The organism is Sphingobium chlorophenolicum (assembly GCF_000722875.1).
Lineage (GTDB): Bacteria > Pseudomonadota > Alphaproteobacteria > Sphingomonadales > Sphingomonadaceae > Sphingobium > Sphingobium chlorophenolicum.
Genome location: NZ_JFHR01000040.1, coordinates 1 through 14135 on the forward strand (window position 1 = coordinate 1; position 14135 = coordinate 14135).

The 14135-nt window shown below is 64.6% G+C and carries 16 protein-coding genes; 10 read left to right on the forward strand and 6 right to left on the reverse strand.

Annotation, left to right across the window (positions count from 1 at the left end):
• Positions 1-373: 373 nt before the first annotated feature.
• The gene (locus BV95_RS15535) at positions 374-1861 is read left to right on the forward strand and encodes a lipopolysaccharide biosynthesis protein (RefSeq protein WP_174544489.1); all 1488 of its coding nucleotides are present in this window, start codon (positions 374-376) and stop codon (positions 1859-1861) included.
• Between the two features lie 6 nt (positions 1862-1867).
• Here the strand turns inward: BV95_RS15535 and BV95_RS15540 are convergent, their stop codons facing one another.
• Entirely contained in the window at positions 1868-2296 is a 429-nt protein-coding gene (locus tag BV95_RS15540; RefSeq protein WP_013848196.1) for a CBS domain-containing protein, read from the reverse strand.
• Between the two features lie 74 nt (positions 2297-2370).
• Between BV95_RS15540 and BV95_RS15545 the strand changes: the two genes are divergently transcribed.
• The gene (locus BV95_RS15545; protein WP_037453894.1) at positions 2371-2670 is read left to right on the forward strand and encodes a hypothetical protein; all 300 of its coding nucleotides are present in this window, start codon (positions 2371-2373) and stop codon (positions 2668-2670) included.
• A complete protein-coding gene (locus tag BV95_RS15550; RefSeq protein ID WP_037453897.1) occupies positions 2663-3040 on the forward strand; it encodes an acyl-CoA thioesterase in 378 nt (125 codons plus the stop codon). The genes BV95_RS15545 and BV95_RS15550 overlap by 8 nt, the downstream gene beginning before the upstream one ends.
• 91 nt (positions 3041-3131) lie before the next feature.
• Here BV95_RS15550 and BV95_RS15555 read toward each other — a convergent pair whose 3' ends face one another.
• From BV95_RS15555 to hisS, 4 genes are all read right to left on the reverse strand, one after another.
• Positions 3132-3881 (reverse strand): DUF4167 domain-containing protein, encoded by a 750-nt coding sequence (locus BV95_RS15555; RefSeq protein ID WP_037453901.1) that lies wholly within the window; start codon positions 3879-3881, stop codon positions 3132-3134.
• 317 nt (positions 3882-4198) lie between these two features.
• Positions 4199-5029, reverse strand: coding sequence for a peptide chain release factor N(5)-glutamine methyltransferase (gene prmC, locus BV95_RS15560; protein ID WP_037453904.1), 831 nt, complete (start codon positions 5027-5029; stop codon positions 4199-4201).
• A gap of 79 nt (positions 5030-5108) precedes the next feature.
• Positions 5109-6200 (reverse strand): peptide chain release factor 1, encoded by a 1092-nt coding sequence (gene prfA / locus BV95_RS15565; protein WP_037453907.1) that lies wholly within the window; start codon positions 6198-6200, stop codon positions 5109-5111.
• Complete coding sequence (gene hisS, locus BV95_RS15570; protein WP_037453910.1) at positions 6200-7477, reverse strand: histidine--tRNA ligase; 1278 nt, start codon at positions 7475-7477, stop codon at positions 6200-6202. The genes prfA and hisS overlap by 1 nt, the downstream gene beginning before the upstream one ends.
• Before the next feature lie 142 nt (positions 7478-7619).
• Between hisS and BV95_RS15575 the strand changes: the two genes are divergently transcribed.
• Together BV95_RS15575 and ppa are read left to right on the forward strand one after the other, a co-directional pair.
• Positions 7620-9539 carry a M61 family metallopeptidase gene (locus BV95_RS15575; RefSeq protein WP_037453913.1) on the forward strand — a complete coding sequence of 640 codons (1920 nt, stop codon included), beginning with the start codon at positions 7620-7622 and terminating at the stop codon, positions 9537-9539.
• A 40-nt stretch (positions 9540-9579) separates the two neighbouring features.
• On the forward strand, positions 9580-10113 hold the full coding sequence (gene ppa / locus BV95_RS15580; RefSeq protein WP_037453916.1) for an inorganic diphosphatase: 534 nt from the start codon (positions 9580-9582) through the stop codon (positions 10111-10113).
• Positions 10114-10330: 217 nt separating this feature from the next.
• Here ppa and BV95_RS15585 read toward each other — a convergent pair whose 3' ends face one another.
• Complete coding sequence (locus BV95_RS15585) at positions 10331-10693, reverse strand: response regulator (protein WP_174269602.1); 363 nt, start codon at positions 10691-10693, stop codon at positions 10331-10333.
• A gap of 76 nt (positions 10694-10769) precedes the next feature.
• Between BV95_RS15585 and BV95_RS15590 the strand changes: the two genes are divergently transcribed.
• Genes BV95_RS15590 through BV95_RS15610 form a run of 5 tightly spaced genes read left to right on the forward strand, consistent with a single transcriptional unit; the run spans position 10770 to position 14030 of the window.
• The gene (locus BV95_RS15590) at positions 10770-11066 is read left to right on the forward strand and encodes a DUF3572 domain-containing protein (RefSeq protein WP_037453918.1); all 297 of its coding nucleotides are present in this window, start codon (positions 10770-10772) and stop codon (positions 11064-11066) included.
• The gene (locus BV95_RS15595; protein ID WP_037453921.1) at positions 11063-11725 is read left to right on the forward strand and encodes a hypothetical protein; all 663 of its coding nucleotides are present in this window, start codon (positions 11063-11065) and stop codon (positions 11723-11725) included. The genes BV95_RS15590 and BV95_RS15595 overlap by 4 nt, the downstream gene beginning before the upstream one ends.
• Positions 11722-12183 (forward strand): RidA family protein, encoded by a 462-nt coding sequence (locus tag BV95_RS15600; RefSeq protein ID WP_037453923.1) that lies wholly within the window; start codon positions 11722-11724, stop codon positions 12181-12183. The genes BV95_RS15595 and BV95_RS15600 overlap by 4 nt, the downstream gene beginning before the upstream one ends.
• Complete coding sequence (locus BV95_RS15605) at positions 12167-12892, forward strand: glycerophosphodiester phosphodiesterase family protein (protein ID WP_037453925.1); 726 nt, start codon at positions 12167-12169, stop codon at positions 12890-12892. Before BV95_RS15600 ends, BV95_RS15605 begins: the two co-directional genes overlap by 17 nt.
• A complete protein-coding gene (locus BV95_RS15610; RefSeq protein ID WP_037453927.1) occupies positions 12885-14030 on the forward strand; it encodes a GNAT family N-acetyltransferase in 1146 nt (381 codons plus the stop codon). Before BV95_RS15605 ends, BV95_RS15610 begins: the two co-directional genes overlap by 8 nt.
• Positions 14031-14135 lie beyond the last annotated feature (105 nt).

The window sequence follows — 14135 nt, forward strand, 5'->3', positions numbered from 1 at the left end:
AATTTCTTACATGGTTACGTAAGGACATTGTGAGAAACGGCTATTTTAACCGATCCACCTACGCCTGAAAGCCGTAGATAACCGGAGCCGCCGCCCACATGTCCCTTCATCAATCAACAATGTCAAAGAACCCGACAACCAAACCGGACAGCTATCCCACCCCGTTCCTTGCGTTCCGGGGGACCAGCGTCCGTCTATGTTGGCGACCGTCGTTCCGCCGTCCCAGTGGGGCAGCGCCGCGTCGGTGAAGGCGCATATATGGAGGGCTTCCCGAACCGTCAAACCCTTTTTGCAATTTTATTTCAGAATTTCTTGGGACTTGGCCGATAGAGCGATTGCACGGGGCATGAACGCCCGGAAAATGGGAATGAAAATGGGTTTGCAGGACGCCGACGCGGACGACGCGGGTTTTGGCACAAGGATCAGGAGCGCGATTCTCTGGCGGTCGGGGAGCCAGATTCTGGCGCAGATGCTGAGTTGGGTCGTGACTCTGGCGGTGATCCGGCTGCTCGATCCCGCCGATTACGGCCTGTTCGCCATGACGCAGGTGATTCTGAATTTCGCGACCTTCCTCAACGGCTATGGGCTGGTGAGCGCGCTGGTGCAGTCGGAGACGATAGAAACCCATAAATTGCGGCAGGCCTTCGGCATCATGCTGTTGCTGAACGGCGGGCTGGCTTTGGCGCAACTGGCCGTCGCGCCCCTGGCCGCCAGCTATTATGAGCAGCCGATGGTTGCGGATCTGCTGCGGGTGCAGGCGCTGCTCTATCTGTCGACGCCCTTCATCTCGATTCCCGAAGCGATCATGGGGCGGGCGATGGATTTCCGGCGGCCCGCGCTGGTCAACCTGATCGCGGCCGTGGCTTCGGCGGCGGTGGCGCTGACAGGGGCGCTGTCGGGCTGGGGCGTGTGGACATTGGTGTTCGCGCCGATCGCGGGCTTCTGGGTCAAGGGAATCGGCTATGTGCTGGCGACCGGGTTCATGCCCATTCCCAGCTTCGATTTTCGCGGGACGGGGGCGATGGTGGCCTATGGCGCATCGCTGCTGGGCGGGCAGCTATTCTGGATCGTGCAGAGTCAGGCCGACATCTTCATCGGCGGGCGCGTGTTGGAGCCGCATCAACTGGGTCTCTATGCCGAGGCGCTCTTCCTGACGCAGATTTTCGTCAGCAAATTCATTCCGCCGCTGAACGATGTCGCCTTTCCCGCCTATGCCCGAATGCAGAAAGATCCGGCGCGAATCGCATGGTCCTTTTGCAAGGCGGTGCGGTTGCTGCTGCTGATAAGCTGCCCGGTCTATCTGGGGATGGCGGTGACGGCCGGGCCGCTGGTCGAGACGCTGTTCGGCGCGAAATGGCGGGATATGGCGCCCTTCGTCGCGATTCTGGCGCTCGCCATGCCGTTCATGACGTTGCAGGTGATGTTCGCGCCGGTCAGCAATGCGCTGGGCCGGCCGGGGACGACGGCGCGGGTCGCGGCGGTGGGGGCAGTGCTGATGCCGGTGGCTTTCTTCATCGGGATCCGGTTCGGGGCCATCGGGCTGGCCTGGGCATGGCTTTGCGCCTTTCCGATTTTCACGTTGGTGACGGCACGGCTGGCGGGCGGGCCGATGGGGCTGCGGCTGGTCGACCTGATGCGGGCGGCGGCGCCGGGGCTTGGCTGTTCGATGTTGATGGCGGCGGCGGTGATGGGGATCGACCGGCTGCTGCCGCCCCTGAGCGCGCCGATTCGGCTGGGGATATTGGTGCCGGCGGGCGGTCTGGCCTTTCTGGCCGCGCTGATGCTGTGCGCAAGGGGAACGCTGATGGAACTGGTGACGCTGGTCGCGCGGCGGGCACCGCCGGTGGAGGCGCCCGCCTGAGACGGATCAGGCCGTCTGGATATAATCGCGCAGGGCGGCGGCTTCGGATTCGATGCTGTCGATGCGGAACTTGACGAGGTCGCCGATCGAAACCAGCCCCACCAGCGCGCCGTCGACCACGACGGGCAAGTGGCGGATGCGCCGTTTCGTCATCAGCGACAGGCAATGGTTGACGGGCGTCCGCCCGTCCGTGGTGATGGCAGGGGCGGTCATGATCTCCCCCACCGGGCGGTCCAGCACCGCCGCGCCCTCCTGCGCCACGCGATAGGCCAGGTCGCGTTCGGAAAAGATGCCGACCACCCTGCCGTCGTCCACCACCGGCACGCAGCCGATCCGCCGCTGGGCCAGCAATCGCACCACGGAAAGGACCGTGTCGCTCGATTGCGCCTGGACGACATCCTGTCCCTTGCGTTGCAAAATCGCCGCGATCGTCATGGTCCGTCTCCCTGCCTGTCGACTAAATGCCTCAGTCCCTTGATGATCCCACTTTCACACTCCAAAGGAAAGGGATGACGCGCAAACAAGCCCTTGATGATCCGGAGATTGCAAGGACCGCCTGGCGGCGATTCCGCCGCATCATGGGGTGGATGGCGCTGACCGGCGCGCTGTGCGTGGGGGCGGCGCTGCTGTTCCTGCGCTGGTGGGCGGGACCGATGCCGATCCATATGATCATCGCGACCATATTGGGGGTCTGGTTGACCTTCATGCTGGGGACGGGTTTGATGGCGCTGGCATTTCTGTCCAGCGGAACCGGGCATGACGAACAGGTGCTGGACCGGATGAAAGACGAGGATTCCATGAATGACTGAGCAAAGAGGCGAAGTGGTGTTGCGGGTCGTGCCGCATATGACGGACATCAACACCAACGGGCATATCTTCGGCGGTTGGGTGTTGAGCCAGATGGACATAGCGGGCGGCATCGTGGCTGCGCGGATCGCGCAGGGGCCGGTCGCGACGGTGGCGATAGAGAGCATGACCTTCATCGCCCCGATCCTGCTGGGGGATATCGTGTCGGTCTATGCCCATGAGGAACGGCGGGGGCGGACGTCCGTCGCCGTTCGGATCGACGTGGTCGCGACGCGGGGGCGGAAGGCCGCGAAGGTCGAATTGACGAGCGGGCTGTTCACCTTCGTCGCGCTGGACGAAAATCACCGGCCGCGTCCCTTGCCCGAAGCCTGATCCATCGAAAATAGGAAAAGGGGGACAGCGCGTCGGCGCCATCCCCCCTTTTTCATCCTGTCATCATCCTGCCGTCGGGCGGGAAAGAGCCTTATTCGGCTGCTTCGGCCGCCGGACGGGCGCGGCGGGTGCGCTTGCGCGGCGCTTCCGCGGCGGGTTCCGCGTCATTGTCGGCGCGGGCAATCGACGGCGGAAGCACGGCGAGGTCCAGGCCGCCCTGTTCCTCTTCGTTCGCGGTCGCCTTGCGCGGACGACCGCGACGAGCGCGAGGTTCCGCTTCGGCCTGCGGTTCGGGGGCGACCGGTTCGGCGGCTATCTGGGGCCGGGGCTGTTCCGCCGCTTCCTCCGCCGCCGGACGTTCACGGCGCCGGTCATTGCGTTCATTGCGGTCGCGACGGTTGCGGTCGTTGCGGCCCTCGCGATAGTCGCGCTGCTCTTCGCGGCGGCGGTCGAAATCCTGCCCACGGTCGAAGGACTGATCGACGCGCCCGTCATCGCCGCCTTCATCGCCGGCGTCGAAATCGTCGAAATTCTCGTCGAAACTATCGTCGCGGGGGCGGAAGCGCTGTTGCTGCTCCTCCTGCCGGGCGCGGTTGTCGGCAAGGACGCGGAAATAATGGTCGGCGAATTGCAGATAATATTCCGCATTCACCCGGTCGCCCGCCATCTGGGCATCGCGGGCCATATTCTTGTATTTTTCAAGAAGCTGGGCCGCATTGCCGCGTGCGCGGCTGTCGATACGGTTGCCATTGTCGCCGCCGCCCCGGTTGCCACCATTGGGACGACCGCCATTATTGTTCCGGCCGCGATTCCGGCGGCCGGCCTGCCTGTTGTTGATCAAGAGCTGATCCTTGCGTTCACTTTGCCATCATTCACGGAAAAACACTGTTCAGTCGCCATCCTTCAGCACGGCCTGACCATCAGGCCGGATAAGGCTCCGCCGGGCAGGGACCGAGCAATCGGCCTATGCCCTTGACCTGCCAGAGGCGCCTGCGCAGCAGCGCCGTCGTGACTTTGAAGGAGCGGGAAAACGGCCTTTTCTCGGCTACGCCCACGGGGCAGATCCTCAGGATAGTGCCGTCCCTAAGCCCCATGTAGTGGCTTCCAGGCCATAAACCAAGCAATTTTAGCTTGGGGAAGCGCAAATCCTTCGCCGCGTCAGCTTGGCCGGGCCGGCGTCGCCATCAGGCAGCGGTCGTGGCCCGCGAGATCGCGGCGCGATGCAACGCTAAGTCCTTGATCGGCAAGCAGGGCTGAAACCGAAAGCCGCTGGTCATAGCCGATCTCTATCGCGGCCATGCCGTCGGGCGCGAGCAGGCGCGGCAGCGCCGGGGCGATGCTGCGATAATCGTCCAACCCCTCCGCTCCCGCGAAAAGGGCGGTTTCGGGTTCGTGCAGGACGTCGCCCGCCAGCGCGATGTCGCGGGCGATATAGGGGGGGTTGATGAGGATCAGGTCGAAGGGGCCTTCAAGCCCCTCCGCCCAGTTGCCGAGGCGGAAGGCGGCGCGTTCGCCGAGACCGAGGCGGTCGGCATTGCCCTGCGCCACGGCGAGGGCGGCGGGGGAGATGTCGACCCCCGTTCCCCTCGCCTGCGGCCATTGGCTGAGCGCGGCGAGCAGCAGCGCGCCGGAGCCGGTGCCGAGATCGAGGATGCGGGCTGGGCTTCGCGCGCCGAAATGGTCGAGGGCGGCTTCGATCAGGGTTTCCGTGTCCGGGCGGGGGATAAGGACGTCGGGGGTGACGTGCAGGCTGATCGTCCAGAAATCGCGGGTGCCGGTGATATAGGCGATGGGTTCGCCGGTGAGGCGGCGTTGGAGGAGGGTTTCGAAGCCGGGCGGGACGCTGAGGTCGCGCTGGCGTAGCAGCAGGTCGTTGCGGTCGATGTCCAGCGCGTGGGCGAGGAGCAGTTCGGCGTCCAGGCGCGGGGTGGCGCTGATGGGAGTCAGGCGTTCGGTGGCGGTGCGGAGAGTTTCGGGGATTTTGGTCATCTTGCCCGGTTCCGCTGGCTCGCTTCGCTCGCTACCCACCCCCGGCCCCTCCCGCCTGCGGGAGGGGAGAAAGGTGGGGTCACGCCACGCCGTCCAGTTGGGCGAGGCGGGCGGCTTCGTCCTCCGCCACCAGCGCGTCGATGACTTCGGACAGGCCCGGTCCTTCCAATATTTCGGGCAGGCGATGCAGGGTCAGGTTGATGCGGTGGTCCGTCACCCGGCCCTGCGGGAAATTATAGGTGCGGATGCGTTCGGAACGGTCGCCGGAACCGACCATCGCCTTGCGCGCTCCGGCCTGTTCGCTCTGGGCGCGTTCGCGTTCCACTTCATAGATGCGGGCGCGCAGCACCTGCATCGCCTTCGCCTTGTTCTTGTGCTGGGATCGTTCGTCCTGCTGCGTCACGACGATGCCGCTGGGCAAGTGGGTGATGCGCACGGCGGAATCGGTGGTGTTGACGTGCTGGCCGCCCGCGCCGGATGCCCGGTAGATGTCGATCTTGAGGTCGCTGTCGGCGATCTGGACGTCGACCTCCTCCGGTTCCGGCAGCACCGCGACGGTCGCCGCCGACGTGTGGATGCGGCCCCCGCTTTCGGTGACGGGGACGCGCTGGACGCGGTGGACGCCGCTTTCGAACTTCAGCTTGGCGAAAACGCCAACCCCGGTGACGCTGGCGACCACTTCCTTATAACCGCCCACTTCGGAGGCGTTGGCGGAGATGAGTTCCATCTTCCAGCCCTGCGCGTCGGCATAGCGTTGGTACATGCGAAACAGGTCGCCTGCGAACAGGGCGGCTTCGTCGCCGCCGGTGCCTGCGCGGATTTCCAGCATGGCCGGGCGGGCGTCGGCGGCATCCTTCGGCAGCAATTGCAGCGCGAGGGCGCGTTCGGCGTCGGGCAACCGACTCTTGATCAGTTGCATTTCCTCCTGCGCCATTTCGCGCATCAGCGGATCGGAATCCGCATCCTCGCCGCCCGCCATATATTCGAGCGCGCTCAGTTCCTGGCGGAGACGGCGGACTTCATGGGCGGCCTTGGCCACCGGCTCGATCTCCGCATATTCCTTCGACAGCCGCACGAACTCCTCCGGCGCGAGGTCGGCACGCGTCATCGACGCCTGCACCTCGTCCCGGCGCGCCTCGATCTGCGCGATGCGTTCGGCGGAAATGTGCATCAATCGGCCTGATAGTTCAGATCGGCGAGCGTTGCCTTCACCGCAACCAGCGCATCGTTCATCGTCGCAGACTGGGTGCGCGCTGCGATCTGTCCGTCCTTTGAACGAAGGGACAGCAGAACATGCGCATTGACCTTGGTCGCCTTGTCATAGCGCTTTCTGGGTGATCCCGTCGCGATCATGTCGGCGGAAATGCCCTTGCGCCGCAGCGTCGCGATGATCTTCTGGGCCGCAGGCAGGGCGGCATCGTCCTCCACCGCCATGATGACGTTCAGCAGGTCGGCCGGAGGCGTATCGATCAGCATCGCCAGCCGCTCGATCCCCGCCGCCCAGCCGACCGCCGGGGTGGAGGGGCCGCCCAGATTCTCGATCAGCCCGTCATAGCGCCCGCCGCCCAGCACCGTGCCCTGCGCGCCGAGCCGGTCGGTGATGAATTCGAAGGCGGTGTGGCGATAATAATCAAGGCCGCGCACCAGACGGGCATTGCGTTCCCATGCCACGCCCGCCGCGTCCAGACCCGCTGTAACCTTTTCGAAGAAGCTGCGCGCTTCGTCGGTGAGATAGGCGTCGATGTCCGGCGCGCTGTCGGCCACCGGGCGGTCGCGGGGGTCTTTGCTGTCGAGGATGCGCAGCGGATTGCGGTGCAGGCGGTCGATGCTTTCTTCCGAAAGCTGGTCGCGATGCGCCTCGAAATGGGCGATCAGCGCGGCGCGCCAGGCTTCGCGGCTCTCCGCGTCGCCCAGCGTGTTGAGGTTGAGCGTCACGCCTTCCGACACGCCCAGTTCGCGCAGCAACTGGTCGGCCAGCACCAGCAGTTCCACGTCCGCGCCCGGCTCGCCCGCGCCGATGATTTCGGCGTCGAGTTGGTGGAACTGGCGGAAACGGCCCTTTTGCGGGCGCTCGTAGCGGAAAAGCGGGCCGTGGGCCGCCACTTTGAGCGGCGCATATTGCTGCCAGCCGTTGGTGATATAGGCGCGGCTGATGCCCGCCGTGAATTCGGGGCGCAGGGTGATGCTGTCGCCGCCGCGATCCTCGAACGTGTACATTTCCTTCGACACGACGTCGGTGCTTTCGCCCAGCGAGCGGGCGAACACCGCCGTCGATTCGAAGACGGGCACCTCCACCCGCTGGAATCCGTAGAGCCTGCGCACCCGGTCGAAGGTCGCGACGACATGGGCGAAGCGTTCCTGGAACGCTTCGGCGGTGCCGCCCAGCATATCCTGCGTGCCGCGCACAGCATTAGGGGTCTTTGGACGCGGCGTTTCGATCTTGGCCATGGGGCAGCGCCTTTAACGATAAAGATGGATCAAGGAAACGCGCTTTTTCATCGTAAAATAGTTGGGGGTGGACGCGGCGGTTCTGGCTCGCCATTCTGTTATTATACGGTCGTTCGACCGCAAAGCATTTTCGGAGATGTTCATGATCCGCAGCCTTGCTGCCGCCCTTTTCCTTTCCACGGCCATTTCGGGACCGCTGATCGCGCAGGACGCGATCCGGTCCAGGCCGACCGCACTGCCGGTCGACAATGCCGCGCCCACCCCTAATGATGTTCCCTATCCCGGCGGCACGATCAGGCTGGAGGTCGACGCCACCGATACGGTGCAGCGCATCTTCCGCGTGAAGGAGACCATTCCGGTCGCCGCCGCCGGGCCGATGACGCTGCTGATGCCGCAATGGCTGCCGGGCAATCATGCGCCGCGGGGGGCGATAGAGAAGCTGACCGGCCTGACCTTCACCGCCGACGGCAAGCCGCTGGCGTGGAAGCGCGATCCGCTGAACGTCTATGGCTTCGTGATCGACGTGCCGCAGGGGGTGAAACAGGTGGTCGCGTCCTTCCAGTTCCTGTCCGCCACCCAGCCCAATCAGGGCCGCGTGGTGGTAACGCCCAAGATGCTGAACATCCAGTGGGAGTCGGTGTCGCTCTATCCGGCGGGCTATTATACGCGGCAGATTCCGGTCCAGGCGACCGTCACCTATCCCGATGGGTGGCAGGCGGCGACGGCTTTGCGGGGCAAGAAGAGCGGGTCGACCGTCGCCTATGAGACGATCGATTATGAGGCGTTGCAGGATTCGCCGGTCTTTGCGGGGCTGTATTTCAAGCCGGTCGATCTAGGGCATAATGTGACGCTCAACATCGTCGCGGACGACGCCGACGAGCTGGACGCCAAGCCCGATCAGATCGCCAAGCACAAGAAGCTGGTCGATGAAGCGGGCGCGCTGTTCGGCGCCTATCATTTCGACCATTATGATTTCCTGCTTTCCATTACCGACGAGATGGGCGGCATCGGGCTGGAACATCACCGGTCTTCGGAAAATCAGGTGGAGCCGGGCTATTTCAAGAAATGGGGCGATGGCGACGCGCTGCTGGACCGCAACCTGTTGCCGCATGAATTTACCCATAGCTGGGACGGCAAGTTCCGCCGCCCGGACCTGCTGTGGACGCCCGATTTCAACGTGCCGATGCAGGATAATCTGCTGTGGGTCTATGAGGGGCAGACGCAATTCTGGGGCTATGTTCTGGGCGCGCGGTCGGGGTTGTTTTCCAAGCAAGAGACGCTGGATGCCTATGCCCATATCGCGGCCAAGCTGGACACGGCGCGGGGGCGCGAATGGCGGCCGATGGAGGATACAACCCATGACCCGATCATCTCCGCCCGGCGGCCCAAGGGCTGGTCGAGCTGGCAGCGGTCGGAGGATTATTATAATGAAGGGCTGATGATCTGGCTGGAGGCGGACGCCATCATCCGGCAGCAGAGCAAGGGCGCGAAGGGGCTGGATGATTTCGCGCAGGCTTTCTTCGGTATCAACCCCGGCGATTGGGGGCAGGTCGTCTATAATCGCGGGGATGTGATCAGGACGCTGAACGGCATCGCGCCCTATGACTGGGCGGGATTCTTCCAGAAATATGTCGACAGCACGACCAAGGAAACGCCCAAGGGCGGATTTGCGCTGGGCGGCTACAGGCTGGTCTATGGCGACACGCCGGGCGCCATCACCAAGGCGGCCGAGGGTTCGGGCAAGTTCACTGACCAGAGTTTCGGCATCGGCATGATCGTCAAGAATGACGGCGAGATTTCCAACGTCGTCTGGGACAGCGCGGCCTTCAAGGCGGGGCTGGCGATCGGATCGAAGATCGTGGCGATCAACGGCGACGAATATTCCGGCGAAGTGTTCAAGGCGGCGATCAGGTCCGGAAAGCCGCTCCAGATCATCCTCAAGCAGGACAAATATTATCGCACTTTGAGCCTCGCTTATTCCGGCGGCCTGCGCTATCCGCGCCTCGAAAAAATGGGAGAGGGTGAAGGCAGCCTGGACCGGCTGCTGAAACCGAAAACATAATCACCCCAGAGAGCAACGCGTTTACAAAGGCTTATAGTCCATGAATATCGAACTGATTCCGGTCGGCGACGATCCGCCAAACAGCCTGAATGTCATCATCGAGGTGCCGGTTGGCGGCGAACCCGTCAAATATGAGTTCGACAAGGCGTCGGGCGCTCTGTTCGTGGACCGCATCCTGCATACGCCGATGCGTTATCCGGCCAATTACGGCTTCGTGCCGCACACGCTGTCGCCCGACGGCGATCCGCTGGACGCGCTGGTCATCGCCCGCTCGCCCTTCGTGCCCGGTTCGGTCGTGCGCGCCCGTCCCATCGCCGTGCTGAACCTGGAAGACGAAGCCGGCGGCGACGAGAAGCTGGTCTGCGTGCCGGACAACAAGACTTTTCCCTATTATCATAATGTGGACGAGAAGGACGACCTGCCCGGCATCGTGATGGAGCAGATCGAGCATTTCTTCACCCATTATAAGGATCTGGAAAAGCAGAAGTGGGTGCGCGTCGGCACCTGGGGCGGCGCGGAAGATGCGCGGCGCATCACGCTGGAAGCGATCGAGCGGTACAAGGCCGGTAAGTAAGGCTGGTTGAGATGGTGGAAAGGGCCGCGTGATAGTTCACGTGGCCCTTTTTTTGTGCGGTTGAGGTGAAATTTATCCTTTTTCCTCCCCATCGGTAGATGGGGAGGGGGACCGCGCGAAGCGTGGTGGAGGGGAAGGGGGCACGACCTGCGTATTTCCCCTCCACCACCGCCTTCGGCGGCGGTCCCCCTCCCCATGCTTCGCATAGGGAGGATTTTTATAGCAGGGCGTTTACCTGTTCTACGAAGCGCAGCACGGAAATCGGCTTGGACACATAGGCCTGCGCCCCGGCCTCGCGGATTCGTTCCTCGTCGCCGTGTCCGGCGTAGGCGGTGACGGCCATGATCGGCACGGACGCCAGTTGCGCGTCCTGCTTTAGGGAAACGATCAGGTCCAGCCCGCTGACATGCGGCAGGTGGATGTCGGTGATCACCAGGTCCGGATGGAATTCCCGCGCCTGCGGCAGCAGGTCGCGCCCGTCGCGCAGCGGCAGCACTTCCCGCCCGTGCGCGCGCAGCAGGTCGCAAAAAAGTTTGAGATTGAGTTCGTTGTCCTCGACAACGAGCACGCGCTTTGCCACCAGTCACCCGCGTTTGGAGAAATCCGCCACCATATGGAAGCGCGCTTCCTAAGCCCGCCCCTTTCCGAGATCAATCATGCGTCCCGACATTAACCATGGCAAGCAACATAGTCGAAGCGAGGCGCAAGAGCCATCCGTGCTGGCGCTGATGGCGCTTGCATGGACGTTGGCGGACGACCGGCGCGCCGACCGGCTGCTGGCGCTGACCGGGCTGGACGCCGAAGCGCTTCGGGCAGGCGTGGGCGATCCGGCGATATTGGGCGCGGTGCTGGCTTTCCTGGCCGATCATGAGCCGGACCTGATCGCCTGCGCCCAAAGCATCGGCAGCACGGCGCAAGACCTGATTGCCGCGAAGGAGTCGCTCATCGCATGAAACGCCCGTTGATCATCACCGATTGCGACGAAGTGCTGCTGCACATGGTCGTCCCGTTCCGGGAGTGGCTGGAGGAAAGCCATGATATCCATTTCGACATGCGCGACCGCGGCTTTGCCGAGGCGCTGCGCCACAAGGACAGCGGAAAGCCGGTGGAGCGGGCGCTGGTCTGGGAATTGCTGCTGGGCTTTTTCGAAACGCAGATGCATCGCCAGAAGCCGATAACCGGGGCGGTGGAGGCGATGGGCCGCCTGAGCCGGATCGCGGACATCGTGGTCCTGACCAACATCACCGAACGGCATCACCGGCCGCGCGAACAGCAACTGGCCGCCCATGGCCTGCATATGCCGGTGCATTGGAACCAGGGGGGCAAGGGCCCGCCGCTGGCCGCCATATTGGCGGAGCGCCAGCCCGACGTCGCTCTGTTCATCGACGATCTGGGACAGCATCATGCCTCCGTCGCGGAGCATGCGCCGAACGTCTGGCGCCTGCATATGGTGGGCGAGCCGGAGATCGCCGACAAGATTCCGGCAGCCTCGCACGCCCATGCGCGGATCGACGACTGGGCCGCCGCCGAAGCCTGGATCGCGGCGCGGCTGGCCGAAGGACCGGCTCCCGAAATTTCAGCACCCCAAAACACCCAAGGAGCGTCCGCATGAGCATCGAAGCCCGTCTTGCCGAACTGGGCATCGCCCTGCCCGCCGCCGCCGCGCCCGTCGCCGCCTATGTCGCGGCGGTGGAGGCGAACGGCCTGCTGCATATTTCCGGGCAGATATCCCTGTCCGACGGCCAGTTGATGACCGGCCGGCTGGGCGAGGATCGCGACCTGGATTATGGCGTCAAGGCGGCGCGGGCCTGCGGCCTGAACCTGATCGCCCAGATGAAGGCCGCGCTGGGCAGTCTGGACCGGGTCGAGCGGATCGTGAAGCTGGGCGCCTTCATCAGCAGCACGCCCGAATTCACCGACCAGCCCAAGGTCGCCAATGGCGCGTCCGAACTGATGGTCGAGGTCTTCGGCGAGGCGGGCAAGCATGCCCGCAGCGCGGTGGGCGTGCCAGTGCTGCCGCTGGGCGCGGCGGTCGAGATCGACGCTGTCGTCCTTGTCCGCCCGGCCTGACGCCTTTCCCTTCCTGACCGCCCGCCCCTTCGCCCATCGCGGGCTGCATGGGGGGCGGGTCAGCGAAAACGGCATGGCGGCCTTCACGGCCGCCGTCGCCGCCGGTTTCGGCATCGAATGCGATGTGCGGGTCAGTCGCGACGGGGTCGCCATCGTCTTCCACGACGCGGCGCTGCGGCGCATGACCGGTGAGAATGGGGCCGTACAGGATCATGATGCCGGGGCGATAGACCGGCTGATGCTGCCCGATGGCGGCGGCGTTCCGCGCCTGCGGGCGCTGCTGGACCTGTGCGGGACGGATGTTCCGCTGCTCATCGAGATCAAGGTGGACGGGCGGAATGTCGCGCCGACCTGCGCGGCGGTTGCCGACGATCTGGCCCGGCGGCCCAAGACGCTGGCGGCGGTCATGTCCTTCAATCCGGTGGCGATGCGCTGGTTCAGGAGCCACCGTCCCGCCGTGGCGCGGGGACTGGTGGTCACGCACCAGGGCAGGCGCGGCTGGCGCGGCGCCATCGGGCGCGCCCTTGCACTTTGGGCTGCGAGACCCGATTTCATCGCCTGTGATATTCGCGACCTGCCCTCCTCCCTGTCCAGCCGCGCCCGCCGGAGGGGCGTGCCCGTGCTGACATGGACCGTGCGGAGCGAGGAGGAGCGCGCCCGCGCCGCGCTGCATGCCGATCAGATCATCTTCGAGCGGTCGCATGACTGAGTGCGTGGCGCGTCTGGCGCAGGGCGTGACGGAATTGCCGCGTGAGGAGTGGGACGCCTGCGCGGGGGACGCCAATCCCTTCATGAGCTGGGATTTCCTGGCCGCGCTGGAACGGTCCGGCAGCGTCGGCGGCGATAGCGGATGGCAACCGCTGCCGCTGGTGATCGACGGGCCGGACGGGCGGATCGCCGCCGCCGCGCCGCTTTACGGCAAGAGCCACAGCCAGGGCGAATATGTGTTCGACCATGGCTGGGCCGACGCCTGGGAACGGGCGGGCGGGCAATATTATCCGAAGATCCAGATCGCCTCCCCCTTTTCGCCGGTGCCGGGGCCGCGATTGCTGCTGCGCGACGAGCTCCTGGCTCCGGCGCTGATCGCGGGGATCGAGGCGGTGGTGGAGCAGAACCGGCTCTCCTCCGCCCATGCGACCTTCGTCGCGCCGGAGCAGGTGCCGCTGTTCGAGGCGGCGGGATGGCTGATCCGGGAGGACAGCCAGTTCCACTGGACCAATCGCGGTTATGGCGATTTCAGCGACTTTCTGGCCGATCTGTCGAGCGCCAAGCGCAAGAATATCCGCAAGGAACGCGAACGGGCGGTCGAGGGGCTGGAAATCGTCCATCTGACCGGCGCGGCGCTGACCGAGGCGCATTGGGATATTTTCTGGACCTTCTATCAGGATACCGGGGCGCGCAAATGGGGAAGGCCCTATCTGACCCGCGCCTTCTTTTCCCTGTTGGGGGAGAGCATGGCCGAGCGGGTGATGCTGGTGCTGGCGCTGCGCCATGGGCGGCCGATTGCGGGGGCGCTGAACCTGATCGGCGCGGATACGCTTTATGGGCGCTATTGGGGCTGTACCGAGGATGTGCCCAATCTGCATTTCGAGCTATGCTATTATCAGGCGATCGATATCGCCATCGCCCATGGGCTGAAACGGGTGGAGGCGGGCGCGCAGGGCGGGCACAAACTGGCGCGGGGTTATGTGCCGGAACCGACCTTTTCCGCGCATTTCATTCCCAATGCCGGATTTCGCCGGGCTGTGTCCGACTTTCTGGAGGCGGAGCGGCAGGGCGTGCAGCGGGATCGGCTCTGGTTGGCGGAGAGGACGCCGTTTCGGAAGGGTGAGGTGGGGTTGGGGTGAGGTTGTTGAGAGCATGGGCATGGGTCGAACAGGTGGAGAGCGGACCTATCCTGTTCCTCCCCATCGGTAGATGGGGAGGGGGACCGGCCGAAGGCTGGTGGAGGG

Excerpts from the sequence above, each read along its gene's own strand:
- BV95_RS15610 (WP_037453927.1), top strand. The coding sequence starts at position 12,885 with ATGACTGAGTGCGTGGCGCGTCTGGCGCAGGGCGTGACGGAATTGCCG.
- prfA (WP_037453907.1), bottom strand. The coding sequence starts at position 6,200 with ATGCACATTTCCGCCGAACGCATCGCGCAGATCGAGGCGCGCCGGGAC.
- hisS (WP_037453910.1), bottom strand. The coding sequence starts at position 7,477 with ATGGCCAAGATCGAAACGCCGCGTCCAAAGACCCCTAATGCTGTGCGC.
- BV95_RS15575 (WP_037453913.1), top strand. The coding sequence starts at position 7,620 with ATGATCCGCAGCCTTGCTGCCGCCCTTTTCCTTTCCACGGCCATTTCG.
- BV95_RS15545 (WP_037453894.1), top strand. The coding sequence starts at position 2,371 with ATGACGCGCAAACAAGCCCTTGATGATCCGGAGATTGCAAGGACCGCC.
- BV95_RS15590 (WP_037453918.1), top strand. The coding sequence starts at position 10,770 with ATGCGTCCCGACATTAACCATGGCAAGCAACATAGTCGAAGCGAGGCG.
- BV95_RS15550 (WP_037453897.1), top strand. The coding sequence starts at position 2,663 with ATGACTGAGCAAAGAGGCGAAGTGGTGTTGCGGGTCGTGCCGCATATG.
- BV95_RS15600 (WP_037453923.1), top strand. The coding sequence starts at position 11,722 with ATGAGCATCGAAGCCCGTCTTGCCGAACTGGGCATCGCCCTGCCCGCC.
- prmC (WP_037453904.1), bottom strand. The coding sequence starts at position 5,029 with ATGACCAAAATCCCCGAAACTCTCCGCACCGCCACCGAACGCCTGACT.
- BV95_RS15595 (WP_037453921.1), top strand. The coding sequence starts at position 11,063 with ATGAAACGCCCGTTGATCATCACCGATTGCGACGAAGTGCTGCTGCAC.
- BV95_RS15535 (WP_174544489.1), top strand. The coding sequence starts at position 374 with ATGGGTTTGCAGGACGCCGACGCGGACGACGCGGGTTTTGGCACAAGG.
- BV95_RS15540 (WP_013848196.1), bottom strand. The coding sequence starts at position 2,296 with ATGACGATCGCGGCGATTTTGCAACGCAAGGGACAGGATGTCGTCCAG.
- ppa (WP_037453916.1), top strand. The coding sequence starts at position 9,580 with ATGAATATCGAACTGATTCCGGTCGGCGACGATCCGCCAAACAGCCTG.